The sequence below is a fragment of the Vibrio xiamenensis genome, from assembly GCF_900100015.1.
In the GTDB taxonomy this organism is placed as follows: Bacteria; Pseudomonadota; Gammaproteobacteria; order Enterobacterales; family Vibrionaceae; genus Vibrio; species Vibrio xiamenensis.
In genome coordinates this window covers 100,814-123,643 of record NZ_FNDD01000014.1, presented here as the reverse complement: position 1 = coordinate 123,643, position 22,830 = coordinate 100,814, and the positions used below count along the sequence as shown (strand labels likewise).

Annotated in this window: 17 protein-coding genes and 2 tRNA genes; 4 read left to right on the top strand and 15 right to left on the bottom strand. The window is 46.9% G+C overall.

Features of this window, described 5'->3' with window-relative positions; genetic code table 11:
- Positions 1-497 precede the first annotated feature (497 nt).
- From BLS03_RS12945 to BLS03_RS12925, 5 genes are all read right to left on the bottom strand, one after another.
- Positions 498-2,066: a polysaccharide deacetylase family protein gene (locus BLS03_RS12945; RefSeq protein ID WP_093274572.1), complete on the bottom strand. Its 1,569-nt coding sequence runs from the start codon at positions 2,064-2,066 to the stop codon at positions 498-500.
- Between the two features lie 896 nt (positions 2,067-2,962).
- Positions 2,963-3,047, bottom strand: a tRNA-Leu gene (locus BLS03_RS12940).
- Positions 3,048-3,428: 381 nt separating this feature from the next.
- A complete protein-coding gene (locus BLS03_RS12935) occupies positions 3,429-4,748 on the bottom strand; it encodes a TRAP transporter large permease (protein ID WP_093274569.1) in 1,320 nt (439 codons plus the stop codon).
- Positions 4,738-5,358, bottom strand: coding sequence for a TRAP transporter small permease subunit (locus tag BLS03_RS12930; protein ID WP_093274590.1), 621 nt, complete (start codon positions 5,356-5,358; stop codon positions 4,738-4,740). The genes BLS03_RS12935 and BLS03_RS12930 overlap by 11 nt, the downstream gene beginning before the upstream one ends.
- Before the next feature lie 54 nt (positions 5,359-5,412).
- Complete coding sequence (locus tag BLS03_RS12925; RefSeq protein WP_093274566.1) at positions 5,413-6,435, bottom strand: TRAP transporter substrate-binding protein; 1,023 nt, start codon at positions 6,433-6,435, stop codon at positions 5,413-5,415.
- A 232-nt stretch (positions 6,436-6,667) separates the two neighbouring features.
- Between BLS03_RS12925 and BLS03_RS12920 the strand changes: the two genes are divergently transcribed.
- The 4 genes from BLS03_RS12920 to BLS03_RS12905 all read left to right on the top strand — a co-directional run bounded on the left by BLS03_RS12920 (position 6,668) and on the right by BLS03_RS12905 (position 11,882).
- Positions 6,668-8,095, top strand: a complete 1,428-nt coding sequence (locus tag BLS03_RS12920) for an NAD-dependent succinate-semialdehyde dehydrogenase (RefSeq protein ID WP_093274563.1) — start codon at positions 6,668-6,670, stop codon at positions 8,093-8,095.
- Positions 8,096-8,135: 40 nt separating this feature from the next.
- Entirely contained in the window at positions 8,136-9,410 is a 1,275-nt protein-coding gene (gabT, locus tag BLS03_RS12915; protein WP_093274559.1) for a 4-aminobutyrate--2-oxoglutarate transaminase, read from the top strand.
- Between the two features lie 97 nt (positions 9,411-9,507).
- Positions 9,508-11,289: a MocR-like pyridoxine biosynthesis transcription factor PdxR gene (pdxR, locus tag BLS03_RS12910; protein ID WP_093274557.1), complete on the top strand. Its 1,782-nt coding sequence runs from the start codon at positions 9,508-9,510 to the stop codon at positions 11,287-11,289.
- A 119-nt stretch (positions 11,290-11,408) separates the two neighbouring features.
- A complete protein-coding gene (locus BLS03_RS12905; RefSeq protein ID WP_093274551.1) occupies positions 11,409-11,882 on the top strand; it encodes an RDD family protein in 474 nt (157 codons plus the stop codon).
- Positions 11,883-11,979: 97 nt separating this feature from the next.
- On the opposite strand, the gene luxS is transcribed toward BLS03_RS12905, so the two are convergent.
- The 10 genes from luxS to BLS03_RS12855 all read right to left on the bottom strand — a co-directional run bounded on the left by luxS (position 11,980) and on the right by BLS03_RS12855 (position 22,828).
- Positions 11,980-12,498: an S-ribosylhomocysteine lyase gene (gene luxS / locus BLS03_RS12900; protein ID WP_093274549.1), complete on the bottom strand. Its 519-nt coding sequence runs from the start codon at positions 12,496-12,498 to the stop codon at positions 11,980-11,982.
- 19 nt (positions 12,499-12,517) lie between these two features.
- A complete protein-coding gene (locus BLS03_RS12895; protein ID WP_093274543.1) occupies positions 12,518-13,126 on the bottom strand; it encodes a transglycosylase SLT domain-containing protein in 609 nt (202 codons plus the stop codon).
- Positions 13,123-14,691: a glutamate--cysteine ligase gene (gshA, locus tag BLS03_RS12890; protein WP_093274540.1), complete on the bottom strand. Its 1,569-nt coding sequence runs from the start codon at positions 14,689-14,691 to the stop codon at positions 13,123-13,125. The genes BLS03_RS12895 and gshA overlap by 4 nt, the downstream gene beginning before the upstream one ends.
- A 102-nt stretch (positions 14,692-14,793) precedes the next feature.
- Positions 14,794-17,643: a M16 family metallopeptidase gene (locus BLS03_RS12885; RefSeq protein WP_093274538.1), complete on the bottom strand. Its 2,850-nt coding sequence runs from the start codon at positions 17,641-17,643 to the stop codon at positions 14,794-14,796.
- A gap of 10 nt (positions 17,644-17,653) precedes the next feature.
- Positions 17,654-18,115, bottom strand: a complete 462-nt coding sequence (locus BLS03_RS12880; protein WP_093274536.1) for a YqaA family protein — start codon at positions 18,113-18,115, stop codon at positions 17,654-17,656.
- The gene (locus BLS03_RS12875; protein ID WP_093274533.1) at positions 18,112-19,059 is read right to left on the bottom strand and encodes an NADP-dependent oxidoreductase; all 948 of its coding nucleotides are present in this window, start codon (positions 19,057-19,059) and stop codon (positions 18,112-18,114) included. The genes BLS03_RS12880 and BLS03_RS12875 overlap by 4 nt, the downstream gene beginning before the upstream one ends.
- Positions 19,060-19,160: 101 nt before the next feature.
- Entirely contained in the window at positions 19,161-20,291 is a 1,131-nt protein-coding gene (locus BLS03_RS12870; protein ID WP_093274531.1) for a sodium ion-translocating decarboxylase subunit beta, read from the bottom strand.
- A 9-nt stretch (positions 20,292-20,300) separates the two neighbouring features.
- Entirely contained in the window at positions 20,301-22,082 is a 1,782-nt protein-coding gene (gene oadA / locus BLS03_RS12865; RefSeq protein WP_093274528.1) for a sodium-extruding oxaloacetate decarboxylase subunit alpha, read from the bottom strand.
- A 33-nt stretch (positions 22,083-22,115) separates the two neighbouring features.
- Positions 22,116-22,370, bottom strand: a complete 255-nt coding sequence (locus BLS03_RS12860; RefSeq protein ID WP_093274525.1) for an oxaloacetate decarboxylase subunit gamma — start codon at positions 22,368-22,370, stop codon at positions 22,116-22,118.
- A 381-nt stretch (positions 22,371-22,751) separates the two neighbouring features.
- Positions 22,752-22,828: transfer RNA gene (locus BLS03_RS12855), tRNA-Arg, on the bottom strand.
- Between the last annotated feature and the right edge of the window lie 2 nt (positions 22,829-22,830).

The following is a 22,830-nucleotide window of genomic DNA, read 5'->3' as shown; positions in this document are numbered from 1 at the left end:
ATCTTCTTTACCATTTATGGTTATTCATTTAATAAACAAGCACGGTAAACAGTATGAAAATCCTAGCCCTACGGAAGAGGCGTGAGCAATGATAAAAAAGGGAAATAATGGAATTTATGATCGACCTAACCATATAAAATGGTAATTACATGATGTCACATAAAAAATAAGAAACAACGAAGAATTTACTTTTCAATGGATGATAAAATCAAAAAAATAAAATAGAGAAAGGATAAGCTTAATGATAGGATTTAATAATTAAAAATAAAACTAGAAGAAACAACCAGTTAACAATGAAATCATAAAAATATAAAGAAACAAAAATAATGCATAAAGTGTTATAATCCTGAACCAAAACAAAAATATGACATATATAGGCAAGGATTAACATAGTAAAAAAACCCACTAATATACCGGACTCATATCCTTTGTCATTATTTATGAATTAAAAACACTTATTAAATAAAAAGAGAGGCTTAAAAGCCTCCCTTTCTATTTTATTTTCCAGAACAATCTCGTTCCCACCACTCACTCATAGTGAGGATTTGGATTTTGCCCTCATCTCTCGCTTCTGCTAGTTTATCAAGCCACATATGATAAGTATCAACACTAGTGTTTATACCATCTTGAGAACCTGTAACATCATGGAAGTAGATAAGCGTAGTGGTACCGGCTTTCTGTGGATCAGCAATCCAAGACTCTACACGTGCAACCGGATCATCACCCGATGAGATACTCGAACCACGCGCAGGCGCAACTAACCCATAATCTCCGACACAATAACGTGAGTACATAGTGTTTGGTCGAGTGGTACGCCCCACTTTAAAGCCTGCTGCCTTCAATTTACGCTGCAAGTTACCAGTAAAGAACTCATGTGAATCATCATAAAACGTAATGTAGCTATTAGGCTTATCATACGTTTCGCCACCACGTCCTGTTTCAAGTGAAGCATTATCTAAGGTCACTGTCTTATTCTCAGCATCAACTTCAATAACACGGGTCCCTTTAGGGAAAGTTCGACCTTCAGCAAGCATACCAACAGTCACACCTGTGACATTTTTCAGTTGAAGCACAGCAGAACCGATTGCACCTGTAACACCAGTTTTGGTTATCGGACTTGAATATCTATCATAGCGACCATTTGGATAAGCAAAGAAGCGAGCGTTGTCGTTTAAGCCATTTTCCGCTAGCCACTCACGCCCTTCAACAAGCTGTGCAACTGCAGCATCGGTACTTTCTAGAGATGTTATAGATACATCATCACCAGTACCATTTAACTCAATATCCCAACCCGCATCTTTTAGATCTTTCAATTGGGCAACACTTAACTTATTGCTTCGACCTTCATATAGCCAAGGATAGAAAATCGTCCCTTTGATACCTTTCTGTTGGGAGTATTCAAGTTGATTCCAAGTTCCTAAGCCACCATCATCAAAAGTAAGCACTAACGTTGGAACACCCTGAGCCTGCTTCAATAATTTTCCCCAACCTGTGTAAGAGGAATATGGTGCAGCCGCAGAGTTTTTGATCTTCACTGTTACTTGGTCACCATCTTGGAAACCATTATCGATCAGCGTTTGAGCGCTAATGTATCGCCATCCTTGACCATTAACTGTATGGTAACCACCTAAGTAACTAATACCACCAATGTTCACTGTATTCGTTCCATTGCTGATACTGATAACCCCGCCATTTTGGTTTGAAGGGGTATAGAAATCATGACAGACCGGAATTGCCAATGTTCCCCAATCTGAAGAAAATGGTTCCTGTATTACCTTACTCACTGTTCCCGCAGTTTTCAGTACATTTTTGCTCACGTCCATTGACGATATACCACCTGTCCAACCGTAAGGTGAAGACATCGATTCTAGCTGACGAGCAACTGGCAACCCTTCAGCCGGTTGAACATACACTTCCTTTGAAGACATCGAACAGCTTGAATACTGGTCAGCATTAATCGCTGATAACGCAGCTATATTGGCACTTTTTGTTGCCACATCGGTACTTGCATTGGCGACTGCAACGCTAGTAGCTACTAGAGTCAAAGCCAAAGGCAAATATTTCATAAAAATTGACCTCTACATCTGAATATTTCTAGAGAGACGGCCTCAAAATTAAGAACCACCTCTCATTTTGTTAATAACCATTCATTAACATGAAAGTTAAACATTTCGTACCAGCCATTCCCCATCAAAAAGGCAAAATATGAAATATCATTCTGTAGAAGAAATACTAGCCTTGCTGTTTATTTAGACGCAATAGGAATAAGTGTAAATTGATAAAAATAGGATAAAGATGACGCAAAAAACAAAACTAAGCATTTACAATATAAATAAAACTATATTAATCAATATTTAAATACAAAAAACCAAATAATTAAAAGTGAAAAAATATATTTTATAAATATAAACTTAAGGTCCATCTTTGTAATAAAATGTCTAGAAAGATAAATTCTTGCATGTTGTCAGAAGGTAAACCATCGCTATAATTTCGAGATAATAGTAATAAAAAAGTCTCGTATAAAATCTGCTTGAATATAAGTAATCAGTTATTTAAAGCCACAAGATAAGAAACTGAACACTTATAAAAAAATAAAGCTAGCCAAATAAAAATTTAAATGATTTAAAAACCGTTTTTTTAAAGAGAAGATAAGTAAAGAAGCATTGCGGTAAAATGGTCATAAAAAACATGCAGCTGCGAACAACGAGAAGGGTTGATAGATGGTAATGATGGGCGGGCTGGGCTCGCATTCGAGCCGCCACGCTGGATTTCAATTCACATACTGTAGAAACAACAAAGCCCCGACTTACGTCGAGGCTTTATCGTTTAAATATGGTACCAGTGGGCGGACCGATTGGACAGGCATTCCTGCCGCCACCACGAAGATAACGCTTGGACAGCACATCTATTTTCAAACGCCTAGAACGACGAAAGGCCGCTATAAAAGCGACCTTTCTATGTATGGTACCGGTGGGCGGACTTGAACCGCCACGCCCGAAGGCAACGGATTTTGAATCCGTCGTGTATACCAATTTCACCACACCGGCATCTTTGGGCAATTGCCCTTTGATGTTTGGCATTATACGTAAGCTTTTCGGTTGCGCAAGCACAAAAGACTGAAAACCTTATCGTTTGCTGATAATTTCGCCACAGACAGATAAAACCTGCAGCAAACACAATTCCTACCCTGCTCTATCGGCTCATTGAAGCAGAATTAAATACAGTTTTATCACTGTGGAATAGCGCAAATCGCCAGATAAACACTGCGCAATCCAAGCCAAACACGGAGAACAAACACTACAGCCTCTGTGCGTAAATTATCACGCTCAGAAGTGGTGGAATTGCTTACTGTGAGTCGAAAAAGAAAATGTGCGCCACGAGAGGCTGGAAAGGATGATAATTCTCGCGACGCACCAAAGGGAAAACGGCTAATTCATGACGTAGTTAGGGAACCAAGTCACCAGTTCAGGGAAAATCATTACAATGATCAGTACCACCAGCTGCACGGTAATAAAAGGCAAGACTGACTTATACAAATCCATCATGGTGACGCCTTTAGGGGCGATACCTTTTAAATAGAACAGTGCAAAACCGTATGGCGGCGTCTGCACCGCAATAACAATGTTCAGAATCATCAATACGCCAAACCAGATCGGATCGTAGCCAAGCGATACCGCAACGGGGGTGAAAATTGGCGCGCACATCAATACGATAATAAATTCATCGATGATGAAACCCAGTAGCAGCATGATCACTTGGAACAACATGATGATCACGATCGGAGGCAAGTCGAGGTCGCGGGTAAATCCTGCCACCATGCTTTGAATGCCCATCAGTAAGTGGAAGTTACTAAATACCGACGCACCTAAAATGATCCACATTGCCACGCTCACCAACATGGCGGTTTGCATGCCCGAGCGCAGTAACATTTGCGGTTTGAAGCGTTTAAACAGGATCGACAATAAAATTGCGCCCATCACGCCAAGTGCACCCGACTCGGTTGGTGTTGCAATACCAGCAATAATACTGCCGAGTACCACGATAATCAGTGCGGCGGAAGAGGCACCATCACGAATGGTTTTAAAACGCTCATAACCTTTAGGAATTTGCACTTCAGCATCGTGATCCATCGGTGCGCGTTCAGGGCGTAGCTTACAAGAGATGATCACATAGGCGATAAGCAAAATGATGGTGATCAGTGCAGGCCCCATCGCACCTAAAAACATACGTCCAACGGAGTTTTGAGTGGCCGAAGCAAACATGATCATTGGAATACTTGGTGGAATCAGGATTCCCAACGAACCACCAGCCATGATCACGCCAAGGGCCAATTTGCGATCGTAACCCCGATCCAACATAGGTTTTAACGCGATGCTGCTTGATGTCATGATGCCAGCACCAATGATCCCAACCATGGCTCCGATCATCGAACACACCCCGATCACACTGATCGCCAGCGATCCACGCACGCGCCCAATGGCCAATTGGCTGGCGTTAAACATCGCATCGCCGATCCCAGAACGAGTCAGTAGTTGCCCCATGTAGATATAAAGAGGGATTGCGAGCAAAATAAAGCTAAAGAAAGTGCTCTCAATGGTGGTTGGAATAATATTAAAAATCGTATCTCCCCAAGTGAGATAACCTACCGCCATCGCGATACCACCGAGCGCAAGCCCAACTTGTGCGCCGAGAACAAACGCCAGCAAAATACAACCGAGCAATACCGCGGTTAACATCTCAATTCCCATTGACACTCTCCTTGTCAAAACCTTGGTTATCTTGCTTTTGCGCACTGACTTTAAACGGCTGGTCAAGCAGCTCACTATTGCTTTCTTGCTTGCCGATCAAATCTCGCCCAGTGATGAGAAAGAACAGATTGGCAATCAACTCAGTCGAATATTGCAGCAGGAAAATCACCGCAGAAACGGTAATCATCAACCAGAAATGATGTGTATGTGGCGCCCATTCGCTCTGGGTTTTGTAACCAAGCTTGAACGCTTCGAGAAACATCGCCAGACAAGTTTTCGCCATCACGAAGAGGAAAAACATCGCCAGAATTGATGTCAACACATCAAAGATACGACGCGTTTTGACCGACACTTTGCCATGCACAATATCGACATTGATATGAGCATCTTTTTGCTGCGCAAGCGCACCACCAAGAGCCGCAATATAGCCAAATAAAAACAGCGAAGTGTCGTATCCCCAAATGGTTGGGCGGTCAAGAACATAGCGGGCAAACACACCGTAAGCCACCACCAGCGCCAGAACAGGCATTAGGTAAGACACCGATTGACCAATCAATCGAATGACAAAATGCACGCTTTTACAATACGTGCGAAGAATTTCCGTAATCATGCGAACTCCAAACAAAATAGGGTGAGCCACACGACTCACCCTACTTATTCCTTGTTATTGTTGCGTTTTTTCTAGAATGTCGACTAACTGCTTCGAGTAGCTGTCTGCTTTAGCGTACTCAGCGGCCAGTGATTTTCCAGCATCGGCCCAAGCCTGCTTGTCTGCATCTGACGGCGCAGGGCTCCACTTAAGGCCTTTGGCTTCCATGTCAGCCACTGCTTGAGATTCCCAAAGTTTTGATTTGGTAATCTGCTCAATGGCGTGCTCAGCTGTCGCGCCACGAACGATGGCTTGCAGGTCTTTTGGTAGCTTATTCCATTCACGTTGGTTGACGATGATTGGCAATACTTGCGCGCCTGCGATTGGCAGCGGGTACATGTATTTCGCTACTTCGACGTGGTTACCGTCACGGTGGTCAATCATGTTTGAACCGATTGAACCGTCGATAACGCCAGTTGCTAGAGAGGTGTAGATCTCACTCCATGCCAATGACACAGGAGAGGCGCCTAAATTGCGCAAGAATTTTCCGTAAGCACCCGGCGCACGAATTTTCATGCCTTTAAAGTCAGCAATCGAATTGATCGGCTTTTTGGTGATGATGTAAACCGGTGGCTGAATGTAAGGTTCAAGCCAAACCAGGCCTTGTTTGCCGTACGCTTCGGTCAGCACTTTGCCCCAGCCGCGTTCTTTAAACAGAGTCATCAGTTCACCCACATCGGAGGTACCACCAGGGAGACCCACTTCCACCACACCTGCTGGGAACTCGCCCGCATGCATAGGTTGGAAAGGTGCGCCCATAGTGATAAGACCCGATTTCACCGCATTAAGAATACCGCTGGTACCAACCCCTTCTCCAGAGTAAAGCACTTGCACGGCAATGCGGCCGTTTGACATGGTTTCGATGTTTTTGGCTAAGTCTTCATAAACTTCACCAAATGCAGTGCCACGTCCGTAAAGATTGGCGAAACGCCAGTTGTAGTCTGCAGCAAAGGTTGCCGCCGACGTCACCAAAGCGCTGACGCCTAAAGTAACTGCTAAAACTCCTTTAGCAAGCTTCTTTCCTTTTAAACTGAACATAGAAAGTCCTCTTCTGTGTCGTTACTTGTTGTTATGAATTTATGTGCCGAGCCAATATGACTAAAGATTTTATAAACCGATAGAACCAGTGGAGGATTTCGTATGGTACCAGCGAGGGTTTTGTACGTGGTACCAGTCCAACTGGTACCAACAAAGAGAAGTAACTGGTACTTCGTTCAAACCAAGGTTAGGTCTAACATCAAAATACAGCCTTAAATAAGAGATGAGTTACATGGACCAAATCGTTAATAAAAGTCTGCTCAACGCGACTTGCGATGCGAGTGAAGAAGCGATTGCGGTATTGAACCCAGCGACAGAAGAGATCGTGGCGTACATTCCGTCGATTCCGACCACAGAAATCATCGCCCTCATTGAAAAATCTAAGCAAGCACAAAAACTTTGGCAGGCAAAACCTGCCGCTGAACGCAGCGCAGTTCTAAAGCGTTGGTATGACTTAATGATCGAAAACGCCGATGACTTGGCGCGCATCATGACCATTGAACAAGGTAAGCCGTTTGCCGAGTCAAAAGGTGAAGTCAACTACGGCGCTTCATTCCTGCAATGGTTTGCCGAAGAAGGCAAACGCACATACGGCGAAGTGATTCCTGCACCTGCGGGCAACAAACGCATGATGACCATTCGTCAGCCTGTCGGTGTTGCTGCTGCAATTACGCCGTGGAACTTCCCGATTGCGATGATCACGCGTAAAGCTGGCCCAGCTTTAGCTGCAGGTTGTAGCTTTATCGTTAAGCCTGCCAACCAAACACCGCTTTCAGCATATGCCACGGCTGAACTGGCTTATCAAGCTGGCTTGCCACGCGATTTGCTGATCGTGGTTAATAACCATTCATCGGTTGCGGTTGGCGATATTTTCTGTAGCCACGACGACATCAAAAAGCTGTCGTTTACTGGTTCAACCCAAGTTGGTCGTCACTTAGTCAAACAGTGTGCCGATACCATCAAACGTACTTCAATGGAACTTGGCGGCAACGCACCGTTTATCGTATTTGACGATGCCGACATCGACGAAGCAGTCAAAGGTGCCATCGCATCCAAATTCCGTAACGCCGGACAAACCTGTGTTTGTGCCAACCGTTTCTACGTTCAAGACGGCGTGTATGAAGAGTTTGTCGAAAAATTCATTAAAGCTGTGGCGGAATTGAAAGTCGGCAACGGTCTTGAAGATGGCGTCACCATTGGTCCACTTGTGGATGCTAAAGCCAAAGAAAGCGTGTTGGGTTACATCTCAAATGCCGTCGAACAAGGTGCCAGTGTGGCATTTGGCGGCGAATCACTTGATGGCCTGTTCGTGGCACCAACAGTGCTCACCAACGTCACTCAAGAGATGGATATTGTTCAAACCGAACTGTTTGGCCCAGTCGCGCCAGTGATTCGCTTTAGCCAAGACCAAGAGCTGGTTGAAAAAGCCAACGACACCATTTATGGCTTAGCAAGCTACTTTTATACCGGTTCAATCGCCCGCGCATTCCACATCGCCGAGCAACTTGAATACGGCATGGTCGGCATAAACGAAGGCCTGATTTCGACCGAAGTCGCACCATTTGGCGGCGTCAAACAATCAGGTTTTGGCCGCGAAGGCGCGAAACAAGGTATCGACGAATACCTCAACATCAAATACATGTGTTTCGGCGGCTTATAAGTCGCTGATAAAAAGACAGAACTGAACAAAGGATACGATCATGACCAACTTGGAATGGCAACAACGCAAAGAAAAAGTCGTCGCAAACGGCATGGCTAACCTCGCACCGATTTATGCTGCGAGCGCAAAAAACGCGTTGATTACCGATATTGAAGGTAAAGAATACATCGATTTTGCTGCAGGCATTGCGGTCAACAACACCGGTCATTCTCACCCACAAATTGTCGAAGCGGTAAAAAAACAGCTCGATAACTTTAGCCATACTTGCTCTATGGTCACTCCATACAGCAGCTTTGTTGAGCTTGCTGAGCAAGTAGTGGAAATCGCACCTATCAGTGGCGACAAGAAAGCCGCTTTTCTGACAACAGGTGCAGAAGCGGTTGAAAACGCAGTGAAGATTGCACGCGCTGCGACGGGTCGTTCCGGTGTATTGGCATTCAAAGGCGGATTCCATGGTCGTACCAACTTGTGTATGGGTTTGACCGGTAAAGTTGCGCCTTACAAAGCTGGTTTTGGTCCTTTCCCTAATGAAATCTATCACTTACCGTTTCCAAATGCCTACCACGGTGTGACTGAGCAACAAAGTTTGGACGCGCTCAACGACTTGTTCGCATGCGATATCGAGCCTAGTCGCGTTGCGGCCATGATCGTTGAGCCGATCCAAGGTGAAGGTGGCTTCTACCAAGCGCCAGCAAGCTGGGCACAGCAGCTACGTGAGATTTGTGATAAGCACGGTATCGTACTGATTTGTGACGAAATCCAAACCGGTTACGCTCGTACTGGTAAATGGTTTGCGACCGAATATTTAGGTATCGAACCAGACCTTATCACGATGGCAAAAGGCATGGCAGGCGGCTTCCCTCTTTCAGGCGTAGTCGGTAAAGCAGCGATCATGGATGCGGCCAACCCAGGCGGTATCGGTGGTACTTACGCAGGTTCACCACTTGCGTGTACGGCAGCACTTGAAGTGATTGACATCATTAAAAAAGAAAACCTTTGCGAACAAGCACAACACATTGGTTTGCTGTTCAAAGAACAGTTGGTTGAGATGCAAAAATCGATTGCTCAAATTGGCGATATTCGTCAAGTGGGCGCGATGATCGCTATCGAGCTTAATGATCCACAAACCAAAGCACCACTGGCTGACATCACTAAGAAATTGGTCGCCAACAGCAACCACGCTGGCGTCATTCTGCTGTCATGTGGCGTGAAAGGTAACGTTATTCGTTTCCTACCACCATTGACCATCGAACCTGAGCTAGTCGTCAAAGGCTTAGAGATTGTCAAAGCTGAGCTGCAAAAACTGATTGCTTAATCGGCCACTTGTGCTTAAAAAGGTATGACGATAAATGTCATGCCTTTTTTTGTTTTTGGACATTATCGTTTAGGACGCATTACCGAACAGGAGTTGTATGCTAGGCCGCTACATTCACATCGACCAAAACGATTCTCGCACGCTTCAAGAGCAGATCAAAAGCGCCATTTCGCAAGCGATATTTGATGGGTTTGTTCCCTCGACACAAGCGCTGGAATCGTCGCGGCGCTTAGCGCAGAAGTTGCATGTATCGCGCAACACCATTTTGCGCGTCTATGAACAGCTGACCGAAGAAGGCATTCTGATTTCAGTCGAGCGCAAAGGCTACTTCGTCCATCCAGATCTTGATGTTCAACCCGCGTATGCGCAAGCCAAACGCACTCAAAGCGCGCCTCCGCTTAACTGGCAGAGTTATCTGCTGAAAGAACACGCGGCACCAATCGCCGCCGATAAAGACCTGCGTGCGTTTCGCTATTTATTCGTCAGCGGCATGGTCGATGAAGATTTGTTTCCGGTCTCCGAGTGGCGTAAATGCAGCATTCAATCGCTCAATCGCAGCAATCATCACAGCTGGACCTCGAGCCACGACGACTACGCCGACTTGATCGAACAAATTCGTACTCGTGTGCTCCCCAAGCGCGGCATTTTTGTCGAAAGTAATCAAATTGCGGTCACCCTTGGCTGCCAAAATAGTCTCTACTATTTGGCCAAATTACTAGTAGCCAAAGACACGCCTGTTGGCGTTGAAAACCCAGGTTACCCAGAAGCACTGCATCAATTCCAAGCGCGGCGCGCCAACATTTTGCCGCTGGATATTGATCAGCAAGGGCTGATCGTGGATGACAAACTCAAGCAGTGCAAACTGATTTACACCACGCCAAGTAACCAGTTTCCAACCACAGTACGCATGACCGGACAGCGCCGCGAAGCGTTAATGGCCGCCGCTGAACAACAAGATGTGCTGATCATCGAAGACGATTTTGAGCACGATATTAACTTTATTGAAGATGCTTGCCCGGCGCTACGTGGTGAATACCAAAGTGAACGCATCATCTATATTTCCAGCTTCACCTCGACCATAGCGCCGGGACTCAGAATTGGTTTTATCGTCGCTGCGGCGCCGCTTATCGCCCAGATTCGCACCTTTCAGCAGCGCACTCATAGCCTGCCGCCAAAGAACAATTGCCAAACGCTGGCGCTGTTTTTAAAACTCGGTTACTACGACACCTTGACCAATAAAATGCTACGTCGCTACCGTGAAAAATGGCTAACGATGGAAAAAGCGCTCAACTATTATTTCCCGCAATCGGGCGTGTTGCCGTCACTCGCGGGCACGGCCTTTTGGATCGACTACAAACAGGATTTTGATGCCGAACGTTTTGAACAGCTCGCCAAACAACACGGCATTTTGCTCAATAATGGCGCGCAGTATTATTACCATCAAAAACGCACCAACAGTTTTCGATTAAGTTTCCAGTCGATCGCCAGCGATAAAATTCGTCAAGGCGTGGCGGAACTGGCGCAAATTGCCAAGCAAATTCTGCCAATAGAAACGCTTGAGCAGTGCCAAGCCAAACCGTTAAAAAGCAAAGCGATTCGCAAGTTGTTGACCAATCAAATCTTGCTGACCAAAGATTGCTTTAACATTCCTTATCGCATTACCTTTCAAGCCGATGGCAAAATGACCGGCGTTTCCGAGCGGCCCAATGACATCGACGAAGGCTACTGGTGGGTGGAAAACGATAAGTTTGTCTACCAATGGCGTAACTGGCAGTTTTCCGATACCCGCTACATCACCGTCGTGGTCGAAAATGGCGAAGTGAAACGCTTTGATGAAGATGGCTTTTTTATCGGCCAAGCACAACTGGTCACGGCGTAATGTCATTTAGCGATTGCGTTGTAGTGTGTGATTGAGCGCTAATGTGCTGGGTTTGAGGCTTTGCAGTCAGGCGCTTAGCCGTTATTCTAATTACCACTTCATGATTAAGTGCTCGATTTATGACGCAACAAGACTTACCTAACGCTGGCTTTTTTCGCCGCCTAGCCGCCCTGTTTTACGATACGTTAATGGTAATCGCGATTGAGATGATTGCAGCCGGTGTGTTAGTCGCGATTCTGCAGGCGCTGCAAGCGGCCGGAATATTTAACGTTGCACCTTATCTCGACATCAGCGATTTTCTGACTCGTCATCCGATATTTAGCCCGCTATTCAGTTTGTATTTGCTGGCGGTGTGGATCTACTTTTTCGTATTTTTTTGGACTCGCGCTGGGCAAACTTTGGGCATGCGCGCATGGAAACTGCAAGTGCGCCAATTAGACAACTCGCCAATCACTAAACGCCAAGCACTGATTCGCTTAGCTACATCGCTATTTGGGCTGGGAAATCTGATGGCGTTGGTCGATAGCAAAAAACGGGGCTGGCAAGACTATTTTGCCAAGACTCAAGTGGTGGTGTTAGCCAAGGCGGAATAATTGGATAGCGGCGGTTTTGCGCGCTAAAGATCGATACGCTACAAAACAAAAAAGGAAGGGCAATGCCCTTCCTTTTCTCTTTCAACAAGCCAAATGATCAGTTGACTTTCAGCTCGTTAAGCATCGATTGTGGCAGCGCCAACTCATCGTTTTTATTCACGCTGATACCAGATGCAATCACGTTTTGCGCGATTTGTTTGGCTTCTTCTAATGAGTGCATCGCAGCGGTGCCACATTGGTATTCGTTAAGCTCAGGGATCTTGTTCTGATCTTCGACTTTAAGCACATCTTGCATTGACGCTAACCAAGCGTCCGCGACTTGCTGCTCTTTAGGTTCGCCAATCAAGCTCATGTAGAAACCCGTACGGCAGCCCATTGGTGAAATGTCGATGATTTCAATATCGCTACCGTTTAGGTGCTGACGCATAAAACCTGCGTACAGGTGCTCAAGAGTATGAATACCACGCTCAGACAGAATATCTTTGTTTGGCAGCGTAAAACGTAAGTCAAACACAGTGATGGTATCGCCTTTTGGCGTGGTCATGGTTTTCGCCACGCGCACTGCTGGCGCATGCATGCGAGTGTGGTCAACCGTAAAACTATCTAATAATGGCATTGTCTTTCTCCCTGCTGATTTAGAAGAACCAGCTTCGATTACTTTCCAATTCTTGGCGGCACTGCTTAAGTTGCCAACCATAATCCTTTGCTTGCTGCTCGACTTTACGTGCGACGCGAAGTAGCGAAGGTTTGGACTGATAAGTCCTATTTTTGTATCCCCCTCGACCTTCATGGTAAGCGAGATATTGGTTATAAGTATCCCATTTCGAGATGCCCAGTAAACGATGCGATTCAGTGGTGTACCAACCGACAAACATCAGTGAATCACCAAAATCGCTACGCGAACCACCGTAGTCGGTGGCATCCTGAAAATCTTCCCACGCTGGATCTTGCGCTTGGGCGTAACCGTAAGCACTGCTGACGCGTCCCCAAGGAATAAATCCTAGCAGATAATCTCTAGGAGGTTGAGCGTTGTGACGAAAACTGCTCTCTTGCTTGATAATCGCCATCACGATTTGGATCGGTGTGCCCCATTCATCTTGCATGTCGAGCGCATCTTCGTACCAAGCGGATTTTTCGCGAAAAATATCGCACAAGTTATTCTGATTAACCGGCGGCGCGGTTGAGCAACCTGCCAATAATGCGCAGGCCACTCCAATCAGTAAGGCGTGTTTCAGCGCTCTCATTGCTCTAGATAAGAGAAATAGTCAGCGAGAAATTCATCAAAGCTTGGCTCTGGCACCGCTTCAAGCGCTTGCTGCTGTTGACGTGAGCGCACTACTTCTTGCTCCATCAATTGCGCAGAATAAATTTGATACTGATGCTCAAGGTTACTCAAACGGTATTCGGCGCCAAACTGGCAACCCACTTTGCCAAGCCCGCCAAGCTGTTTGGTATCGCGCAGCAATTGGCCAGAAATGGTTAGCTCTGGATCGTCAATCCACGCTTCGAGTTTACGGCACACGCTTTGGTATTCATCGCCGCCACTGGCTTGATCAAACTGTTTCGCCACCAGCGCTAATTCGGCAAACACGCGCTTAGCCCAAGCTTGCAAGCTCAACACTTCACCATCGCAACCAAGTTTTAATTCAAGACCAGGCTTGCGACCTTCGGTCACCACTTTATTCCAGTTTGCACGCCAGCACTGCAGTTCGCAGTCAGTCATCGGTTTCGATTCAGACAGCGCAGCCCAAGTTAAGAACAGATCCAAAAAGCGGACTTGATCTTCATTGATGCCCACCGCGCTGTACGGGTTCACATCCAAAGAACGAACTTCGATGTATTCGACACCACCTCGACCTAGCGCTTGAGAAGGCTTTTCACCACTTTTTGCCACACGTTTTGGACGAATCGGCGCGTAAAGCTCATTTTCAATCTGCAGCACGTTGGCATTGAGCTGGCGATATTCATCGCCGACTTTCACGCCAATTTCGGCAAATTCCGGTGATGGCGTACGAATCGCTTGGTTCAACCCTTCCAAATACTGCTCTAGGCTGTTAAAACCGATTTTCAGCGAGCTTTGCGCATTATTGGTGTAGCCAAGGTCGCTCAAACGCAGTGATGTGGCGTGAGGCAAATACAGCGTCTTACCAATATTTTCAAACGGTAGCTTGGTATCGCGCCCACGAATAAACGAAGAACAGATCGCTGGCGAAGCACCAAAGAAATACGGAATCAGCCAGCCTAAGCGATAGTAGTTACGGATCAGCGAAAAATAGCCTTCAGACTTGCTGTCTTGACGCTCCTGCTCGGTTTGCTCGCCATATAATGAATCCCAAAACGAATCTGGAAACGAGAAGTTAAAATGCACACCCGAGATAATTTGCATCAAGCTACCATAGCGGCGCTTTAGGCCTTCGCGATACAACGTTTTCATGCGCCCCGAATTTGAACTGCCGTACTGAGCTAAATTAATTAACTCTTCATCCGCCACATAACAGGGCATCGAAAGCGGCCACATTTTCTCTTCGCCCATTTTGGTTTGCGCGAAGTGATGAATGTCTTTGAGCTGACCAAGCAAGGTTTCAACTTGATGCGAAACTGGCGTAATAAACTCCAGCAACGACTCCGAGAAATCGGTGGTTATCCATTCATTGGTGTAAGCAGAACCTAAACCTTGAGGATGGGGCGTCGTCGCCAGCGAACCATCGGCATTGTAACGTAGCGTTTCACGCTCGACACCACGGGAAAGCTGTTGGAAAGTGTTGGAATTACGTGCAACTCGCTCAAGTCGCGTAGCAAAATCAGTCAAAACGAGGTCGCCTATGTCTGATGCTGAAAGATGTCTTTCAGCTGGCTAAAGATGTGAAAGGGTGGCATCGCCACCCTTACTGATGCCTAATTTATGTGTACTCTAACGGATGATTTCAAGCTCTTCCATCGGAATATTTAACTTTTCAAGTTGTGGTTTCAGCGTTTTGGCGTCGCCAACCACCACAATCTGATAATCATCAGGGTTGAACCACTTGCTCGCAACGTCGTTAAGCGTCTGTTTCGAGACCGATTCAACAATATCATTACGCTGCTTCAAGTAATCTTCATCGAGGCTGTAAGTCAGAATATTACTCAACAATGCCGCTTTTTGGGCTGGCGTTTCGTATTTCAGCGCATCTTGCTGCCCGACAGCCAAACGCAGAAATTTCATTTCCTTGTCACTAAGACCTGACTTACTGAACTTCGCCATCTCTTGCTGCATTTCAACGATCGAGTCAACCGTCGCATCTTTACGCACTTGCGTACTAAACACGATTGAGCCCACTTCCCGATTCGCCGTTAAGTAGCCGCTAGCACCGTAAGTATACCCTTTGTCTTCACGCAGATTCTGGTTGATGCGGCTGTTAAAGTTGCCCGCCAGATTAAAGTTCGCCAGCTGAGTTAAATACACTTCGCCAGTGGCATCAAACGGTAGACCTTGCCTTACCAGACGCAGCGATGTTTGCGGCGCATCCGGTTTGTCGATGAGATAGATTTTTTGCTCAGTCAAAGGCGTGACCATCTGCGGACGCAGCAGTGGCGCTGCATCGCCTTGCCACTGCTTGAGAAACGCAAGCTTGTTGCGGACTTCTCGCTTAGTCACATCGCCAACCACCACAATTTGCGTGCCTTGCGGTGTGTAATGCTTGGCATAAAACCGCTTCACATCATCTAAAGTCAGGCTTTGAATCGACTCTGCCGTACCGCCTTGAGCACGTTCAAACACAGTGCCAGCGAAGAGAATCTGACGCGATGCCTGCGCTGCTAACCAACTTGGCTGCTGATGATTGTAAACCACACTTTGCAGCATTTGCTGCTTAATGCGTTGGAAATCTTGCGCGTTAAACGCCGGGTGGAACAGCACTTCCTGCATAATTTCCAGCGTCTGGGCAAAATTCTTCTCTAGGCTTGAGACAATCACACTGGTGGTGTAATTGTTGGCATCGACGCTGACTTCACTGCCAAGCTTGTTGAGTTGGGCTTCAAGCTCTTCCAGTGAATGCTTTGTGGTGCCCTCTTGCAATAGCGATGCGGTCAGATCGGCCAAGCCTTCTTTGCCACGTGGCACATAGCGCTCACCTGCAGGTAACTTCAGTACCAGCTGCACGGTTGGCGTTTCGCTGGTTTGGCTTCCCAGTAAATCGATGCCATTGTCAAAATGCAGATCGTAAAGCTTTGGCATCTGCGCGGTAACACTTTGCGCGACCTGCGGCATCACCGAACGATCAAAATTATCTTGTGGACGGCGATAGTTAAGGTCTTGCTCTTTGACTGGCTGATAATCAGGCAAGTGACGCTTTGGCGTAACAAAATTTTCAGCCGCGACTTGGTAATCAAGCTTGCCTTTTGGCACCACACTGAGCGTCACTTTGTTCTGATTGGCAATAAATTGGTTATAAGCTGCCATCACCGACTCTGGCGTCACCGCGCGAATGTCTTCAAGCTGTTGCTCTAAACGGTCGGGCTTATTAAAGAAGGTTTGATTCGATGCCAAACGCGTCACCTTGCCACGTACGCTTTGCAGCGAAAATACCGCATTGGCTTCTGCAGTGCCAATGACTTGATCAAGACGTTCTTGCTGCACACCCGTGCGTTTGAATTCATCAAGCGTGTCCATCAACTCATGATACAGCGGGGCTAAATGGCCTTTGTCACCGGTTGGCGCCATGGCGTAGACATAAAAAGTACACGCTAGCTCTGAGCAATCTTGAAACGCACCAGCATCGACGGCTTGTTGGGTTTTCACTAATTTCTGATACAGCAGACTGTTGGCACCACTACCAAGAACGGTGGCCAGCATATCCAAAGATTGCTGCGAATCATCGCCAAGATATTTGGTTGGCCAACCAATCATGACCATTGGCTGTTCAATGCGATCTTGCATCGTGACAAAACGATCCGCATCGAGTTTGGCTGGCTGCTTCGGCGCGTTGATAACTTCTGGTCCTTTCGGAATCGGCCCAAAATATTTGGCAATCCAATCGAGTGTTTCATCGACATCAATGTCACCACCAATCGTCAGCACCGCGTTGTTTGGACCGTACCAACGTAAAAAGAACGCTTTTAGATCATTGACGTTGACTCGATCGAGGTCTTCAACATAACCAATGGTTTGCCAAGAATAAGGGTGACCTTCCGGATACATGGCCTCGCCCATTTTTTCCCACATCAAACCATAAGGGCGATTATCAAAATTTTGCGCGCGCTCGTTTTTAACCGTGGCGCGCTGAATTTCAAACTTGCGCTGCGATACCGCATCAAGCAGATAGCCCATACGATCAGACTCAAGCCAAAGCATTTTTTCTAACTGGTTGGCCGGCACCGTTTCGAAATAGTTGGTGCTGTCACGATTGGTCGAGCCATTAAGCGTACCACCCGCCTCAGTGATCAAACGGAAATGCTCTTGATCCGCAACGTGCTCGCTGCCTTGAAACATCATGTGCTCAAAAAAGTGGGCAAAGCCCGATTTACCCACTTGCTCACGAGCCGAACCGACATGATAAGTCACATCGACATGGACAAGCGGATCTGAGTGGTCAGGAGAAAGAATCACGGTCAAACCGTTATCAAGGCGATATTTGGAATATGGAATCATCGTCTTGCCGGGCTCGGCTGCCACACTTTCCACTAAAGTGACACCTTGTGGAAGTGAGGAGAACAACGACGCGTTATGGGAAGAACAACCGAATAAAGTGAACAGAGAAAACGCGCCAAGCCAAATTTTTCTCATGACATCTCCTTTAGAAAAAACCAAAAAACAGTGCTGCAAGCAATGAATAACGAAGCGCTTTACCTATGAAAATCAGCAATAAGCTAGGCCAGAAAGGTAAACGCAGCCAACCTGCAGCGAAACAGAGTGGGTCGCCAATAATAGGCAACCAACTAAATAAAAGCGACCAAAAGCCATATTTCTGTAGCCAAGTCACAGCAATATGACCGCGACGATTCGAATCGGTTCGATTAGGAATCCAGATGCCTATTAGATAGTTGGTGATTCCACCGAGAGTGTTACCTATAGAAGCGATGCTGATCACCGCTAAAGTGGAATATTGATGAAGTCCGAGGGTGGCGATAAAGCTTGCTTCAGAGCCACCGGGAAGCAGCGTGGCACTGAGGAATCCGCTAAAAAACATCACCCATAAAGCGGAATGAGAAAACCACAGCGCCAATTGCTCAAAGGCGTGATTAAACGCCTCGATCATTGCATGTCGAGCAGTACTTTACCGCGAGTGTGGCCAGTTTCGATTTGTTGATGGGCTTGCGCCGCTTGCTCTAGAGGATACGTGGCAAACACTTCGGTTTTAAGCAGTCCAACACTGACCATGTACAGCATGGTATCAAGCTGCTCTGGGTTAGGATCAACTAACATCCCGCTGGCTTCAAAACCTAATAATTTGGCTTTCTCACAGATCATTTCAGCGCTAATGGTCGGCACAGTAATCACGCGAGCATTATCATTAAGACACTTAAGTGCATCTAATGCCGCATCACCACCGACTAAGTCGATCAACACATCGATACCATCAAGGCGCTGCGAAACTGGCGCAAATTGATAGTTAATCGCATGGGCGCCAAGAGTAGCCATGTAGTCAAGATTGACTTCACTACAGGTGGTATACACTTCTGCTTTAGCTGCAACCGCAATTTGAATCGCAAGATGACCAACGCCGCCGGCACCTGCGAGAATCAAAACCTTCTCGCCCTCTTTGAGCTGCGACTTATCCAGCGCTTGCACTGCGGTTTGCCCGCCAAGCGGTAACGCAGCCGCCGCTTCCAGCATCACCGAATCAGGCACTAAGCTGAGTTCTTGTTCTGATACGCAAACATACTGGCTATAACCGCCGCCTTGCAGTGGAAAACCGATGAAACCAGCGACTTTATCGCCACAGCCAAAACGTGATGCACCATCGCCAAGTTCCACCACTTGACCAGAAATGTCATAGCCTGGAACCCAAGGCAAGTTATCTTTATTTTGGCTTGCGGCCCAACCAAGGCCCGCACGCGTTTTTACATCAATCGGGTTTACGCCAGCAAACGCAACTTTCACCAGTACCTCACCGGCTTTAGGCTTAGGGACTGCAGTCGTTTGCAGCGCTAAAACTTCCGGCCCACCAAACTCAGTGATGGCAATTTGTTTGTTTTCCATAAAAACGTTTCCCTATGATGTAAAAAAGGGATGCTTGTAGCATCCCTTTGAATATATACCATTTATTCCCAACAAGTTAACCGTTTTGTCGAAAATTCGTGCTAGTGAACCAAGGCTAAAAGAATCCCTGCTGCAACCGCAGAGCCTAAAACCCCAGCCACATTCGGCCCCATCGCATGCATCAACAAAAAGTTTTGCGCGTTGGCTTGCAAGCCAACTTTGTTAACCACCCGCGCCGCCATTGGCACAGCAGAAACGCCTGCGGCGCCAATCAATGGGTTGATTGGATCTTTGGAAAATTTCCCAAGCAACTTCGCCATTAGCACCCCGGCTGCGGTGCCAACACTGAACGCTGCCGCACCAAGAGCTAAAATACCCAAGGTTTCAAAGTTTAAAAACTTATCCGATTGCAGTTTCGAACCGACACCAAGACCAAGGAAAATCGTCACGATATTAATCAGTTCGTTTTGCGCGGTTTTCGATAAGCGTTCAACCACGCCCGCTTCACGCATCAGATTACCAAGACAGAACATCCCCACCAGCGGCGTTGCCGACGGCAAAAACAGAATCGTCATCAATAGCACAACCAAAGGAAACAGGATTTTCTCGGTTTTACCGACGTGTCTGAGCTGCTTCATCTGAATTTTTCGTTCTTCAGGTGTGGTCAGCGCTTTCATGATCGGCGGCTGAATGATCGGCACTAACGCCATGTAGCTATATGCGGCGACCGCGATAGCACCCAACAACTCAGGTGACAGACGGCTGGCAAGGAAAATCGCCGTTGGCCCATCTGCACCACCGATGATTGCAATCGACGCCGCATCGGCCATGGTAAATTCCATTCCCGGTATGTAATTGAGCAATATCGCGCCAAACAAGGTAGTAAAAATACCAAACTGCGCAGCGGCGCCTAACCATAAGGTTTTCGGGTTCGCAATCAGAGCACCAAAATCAGTCATCGCGCCAACGCCCATAAAGATCAGCAGCGGAAACACTCCAGACTCAATCCCGACATGGTAAATGTAGTAGAGCATTCCGCCGGGCTCGGTAAAGCCCGCATTAGGAATGTTTGCTAATATCGCGCCAAAGCCAATCGGTAGTAACAGCAAGGGTTCAAAGCCTTTGCGAATCGCAAGGAACAACAGTAAGCAGCCGACCATAATCATGCAAATTTGGCCGAACTCAAAGTTCGCTATGCCCGTTTCCTGCCATAACGTCAGTAATCCATCCATGTTACGTCCTTACACTAGGCTAACGAGTGGCGCGCCAACAGTAACCGAATCACCTTCTTTGACGTGGAGATCTTGCACAACACCACTGCGCGCCGCGCGAACTTCAGTTTCCATTTTCATCGCTTCAAGGATCAGTAACACGTCCCCTTCAGCCACTTCGACACCACTTTGCACCACCACTTTGAAAATATTTCCGGCTAATGGTGAAGGTACCGTTTCAGCATTGGTCGCGACCGGTTTAGCAACCGGAGCCGCTTGTGGCTTGGCAGCGCTTACTGAGCTCAGTTGTCCTTGCGGCCCAACTTCAACCTCATACACTTGACCATCCACTTTAACGCTATAGGTTTCGATGCCACCCGAAGTTACCGGCGTACTGGCAACAGGCGCAACCACCGCCGGCTCAGATCCAGGTGCAGGCTCAAACGCCTCAGGGTTGTGGCGATTTTTCAAGAACTTAAGTCCAACTTGAGGGAACAGCGCGTATGTCAATACATCATCAACCGTGTCATCGACAAGCGCAATCCCTTCCTGTTTGGCTTTGGTCAGTAATTCATCGGTCAAAGCGACCAATTCCGCGTCAAGCAAATCGGCTGGGCGACAAGTAATAGGCTCAGCGCCATCCAGCACCTTAGCTTGCAACTCGCTATTTACTGGCGCAGGTGCCGTGCCATATTCGCCTTTTAAAACACCAGCCGTCTCTTTGGTAATCGTTTTATAGCGCTCACCGGTTAGGACATTGATAACCGCCTGAGTGCCGACAATTTGCGAAGTTGGCGTCACCAGAGGAATGAAACCTAAGTCTTGGCGAACGCGTGGGATCTCTTCCAGCACTTCATCAATACGATCCGCAGCCCCTTGTTCTTTGAGCTGCCCTTCCATGTTAGTCAACATGCCGCCCGGTACTTGGGCGATAAGAATCCGTGAGTCGACGCCCTTAAGTTGGCCTTCGAATTTCGCGTATTTTTTGCGTACTTCACGAAAATACGCAGCTATCGGTTCAAGCTGATCAAGTTTGAGCCCAGTGTCTCGCTCAGTACCTTGCAACATAGCAACAACTGTTTCTGTTGGCGTATGACCGTATGTGCAGCTCATTGAAGAAATCGCAGTATCGAGGATATCAATTCCGGCCTCAGCCGCTTTTACCGCGGTTGCGGTGGATAGCCCGGTGGTTGCATGGCAATGCAGCGCCAAAGGCACATCACAAGATGATTTGATTCGCGTGATCAACTCTTCGGCTTCATAAGGCTTTAATAGCCCGGACATATCTTTAATACACAGCGAGTGGCAACCCAAATCTTCCAAACGTTTGGCTAGGTCGACCCAAGTGTTCGAGTCATGAACGGGACTGGTGGTGTATGACAAAGTGCCTTGCGCGTGGGCGCCAACATCAATCGTCGCTTTAACAGCTTTTTCAAAGTTACGCACATCGTTCATCGCATCAAAAATACGAAACACATCCATACCGTTGTGATGAGCACGCTCGACAAATTTCTCAACCACATCATCAGCATAGTGGCGATAACCAAGCAGGTTTTGGCCGCGCAACAGCATCTGCATTGGCGTGTTTGGCATCGCTTTCTTCAGTTCACGAAGGCGCTCCCATGGATCTTCGCCAAGAAATCGAATACAAGCATCAAAAGTGGCACCACCCCATGTTTCTAGAGACCAGTAACCGACTTTATCCAGTTCGGCAGCAATGGGTAACATATCTTCAATGCGCATGCGGGTAGCAAACAGTGATTGATGCGCGTCACGCAGGACAACATCAGTAATCGCAAGTGGTTTAGACATGCTCATAAACTCCTTTTAATTCATGTAGCTAGACTATTTGGCAGAAGAGTTGCGATACTGATGTACCGCGCTAGAAATCGCAGCGATAACCTTAGGATCCACACCAGATACAGGCTTCGAACTTGGGGTTACAAGCGGTTGAGTTGCGGGCTCCGGCTGTTCCTCTGGAACCAGTTTTGACATTAATTGAACTAGGTAAACCAGCACGGTGAGAAAAAGATAGACAACGGCCATACCCGTCACCATTAACGTTGCAGCATCGACGAGCAGCGTTCCAATATTATCCATGTAAGCTTCCTTTCGTTGTCATCCTGACAAACACCAACACTTTGGCGAACAATAACGAAACCATATTTCGTTCCGTTTATCGGTCTAGGATTATCGTAATTGATTAAATTTTGTCAATTTGCTTTCCGGTTCAACGAGCCCTATTGCACACTTATTGTGAACAATTGTTTTGTCAGTCACATTACTCTGCCTGATCAAGACTTTTCGACACAATTAACTGTGTCTTTTACTGAATTTAACGGAATTTAGAAATCAATAATGGGATTTGGTTAAAAATTCGACGCTTAAGATTGTATAAACAATGAGTTGGATATGAGAAAGTTACAAAAATGTTAAAATGGCAGGCATAAAAAAACCTTGCCGAAGCAAGGTTTGAAAGGATGGCGCGCTCGGAAGGATTCGAACCTTCGACCGCCTGGTTCGTAGCCAGGTACTCTATCCAGCTGAGCTACGAGCGCGC

Coding starts and splice junctions, on each gene's coding strand:
- BLS03_RS12945 (WP_093274572.1), bottom strand. CDS start 2,066: ATGAAATATTTGCCTTTGGCTTTGACTCTAGTAGCTACTAGCGTTGCA.
- BLS03_RS12935 (WP_093274569.1), bottom strand. CDS start 4,748: ATGGGAATTGAGATGTTAACCGCGGTATTGCTCGGTTGTATTTTGCTG.
- BLS03_RS12930 (WP_093274590.1), bottom strand. CDS start 5,358: ATGATTACGGAAATTCTTCGCACGTATTGTAAAAGCGTGCATTTTGTC.
- BLS03_RS12925 (WP_093274566.1), bottom strand. CDS start 6,435: ATGTTCAGTTTAAAAGGAAAGAAGCTTGCTAAAGGAGTTTTAGCAGTT.
- BLS03_RS12920 (WP_093274563.1), top strand. CDS start 6,668: ATGGACCAAATCGTTAATAAAAGTCTGCTCAACGCGACTTGCGATGCG.
- gabT (WP_093274559.1), top strand. CDS start 8,136: ATGACCAACTTGGAATGGCAACAACGCAAAGAAAAAGTCGTCGCAAAC.
- pdxR (WP_093274557.1), top strand. CDS start 9,508: ATGCTAGGCCGCTACATTCACATCGACCAAAACGATTCTCGCACGCTT.
- BLS03_RS12905 (WP_093274551.1), top strand. CDS start 11,409: ATGACGCAACAAGACTTACCTAACGCTGGCTTTTTTCGCCGCCTAGCC.
- luxS (WP_093274549.1), bottom strand. CDS start 12,498: ATGCCATTATTAGATAGTTTTACGGTTGACCACACTCGCATGCATGCG.
- BLS03_RS12895 (WP_093274543.1), bottom strand. CDS start 13,126: ATGAGAGCGCTGAAACACGCCTTACTGATTGGAGTGGCCTGCGCATTA.
- BLS03_RS12885 (WP_093274538.1), bottom strand. CDS start 17,643: ATGAGAAAAATTTGGCTTGGCGCGTTTTCTCTGTTCACTTTATTCGGT.
- BLS03_RS12880 (WP_093274536.1), bottom strand. CDS start 18,115: ATGATCGAGGCGTTTAATCACGCCTTTGAGCAATTGGCGCTGTGGTTT.
- BLS03_RS12875 (WP_093274533.1), bottom strand. CDS start 19,059: ATGGAAAACAAACAAATTGCCATCACTGAGTTTGGTGGGCCGGAAGTT.
- BLS03_RS12870 (WP_093274531.1), bottom strand. CDS start 20,291: ATGGATGGATTACTGACGTTATGGCAGGAAACGGGCATAGCGAACTTT.
- oadA (WP_093274528.1), bottom strand. CDS start 22,082: ATGTCTAAACCACTTGCGATTACTGATGTTGTCCTGCGTGACGCGCAT.
- BLS03_RS12860 (WP_093274525.1), bottom strand. CDS start 22,370: ATGGATAATATTGGAACGCTGCTCGTCGATGCTGCAACGTTAATGGTG.